At 63.8% G+C, this 1,129-nt stretch carries 1 protein-coding gene; it reads left to right on the plus strand.

What is annotated here, in order from left to right; all coding sequences use genetic code 11:
* Positions 1–54: 54 nt before the first annotated feature.
* Positions 55–1,128 carry an IS630 family transposase gene (locus ACWF4Z_RS38400; RefSeq protein WP_452248121.1) on the plus strand — a complete coding sequence of 358 codons (1,074 nt, stop codon included), beginning with the start codon at positions 55–57 and terminating at the stop codon, positions 1,126–1,128.
* Position 1,129: the final 1 nt, after the last annotated feature.

Here is a 1,129-nt window from a genome sequence, read left to right on the forward strand (position 1 = left end):
CTAGTGGCGCGTGTCATTAATTAGGTGACGGTTGGTGTTGGGTGAGAATGAGGTATGCCGAACCGTCCTGCTGTTGCGCTGGTGCTTCGTGAGGGTGATCTGGAGCGGTTGGTGTCGCTGACGCGGAGTACGACGGTGCGGGCTGGGTTGGCTTTGCGGGCGAGGGTGGTGCTGCTGGCTGCCGAAGGGGTCGCGAACACGGCGATCGCGGAGCAGGTGGGGTTGTCGCGCCCGAAGGTGATCGGGTGGCGGCAGCGGTACGAGCGCAGCGGCATGAAGGGGCTGGATGATGCGGATCGGCCGGGCCGGCCGCGGCGGATCGATCACAAGATGATCGTGGCCGAGACGTTGAAGCCGCCGCCGAAGAAGTTGGGGGTGACGCATTGGTCGTCTCGGTTGCTGGCCGAGCGGCTCAAGATCGGTAACGCGACAGTGGCCCGGGCCTGGCGTGACTATGGGGTGCAGCCGTGGCGGGCGGAGACGTTCAAGTTCTCCACCGATCCCGAGCTGGTTGCCAAGGTCACCGACGTGGTCGGGTTGTATTTGGCGCCGCCGGACAACGCGATCGTGTTGTGCGTGGACGAGAAAAGCCAGATTCAGGCGTTGGACCGGACCCAGCCGATGTTGCCGATGCAGCCAGGGTTTCCCGAGCGCCGCACCCACGACTACGTCCGGCACGGCACCAGCACCCTGTTCGCGGCGCTGGAAATCGCTACCGGAACGGTCACCGCAGCCTGCAAGCCCAGACACCGCCACCAAGAGTTCCTGACCTTTCTCAAACAGGTCGCCCGCGCCTACCCCGACACCGACCTGCACCTGGTGATGGACAACTACGCCACCCACAAGCGCCCCGAGATCAAGGCCTGGCTGGCGGCCAACCCACGGATCCACACCCACTTCACACCAACGTCTGGATCGTGGCTCAACCTGGTCGAGGTCTGGTTCGGCATCATCGAACGACAAGCCATCCGCCGCGGCACCTTCCGATCCGTACGCGACCTCAACGCCAAGATCCGCGCCTTCATCAACGGCTGGAACGACCGCTGCCATCCCTTCGTCTGGACCCAAACACCCGACCAGATCCTCAAGAAAGCCAACCGTCACCAAACTTCAGAAACGGTCCACTAGC

The sequence above is a fragment of the Kribbella sp. NPDC055071 genome (assembly GCF_053608045.1).

Excerpts from the sequence above, each read along its gene's own strand:
- ACWF4Z_RS38400 (WP_452248121.1), top strand. The coding sequence starts at position 55 with ATGCCGAACCGTCCTGCTGTTGCGCTGGTGCTTCGTGAGGGTGATCTG.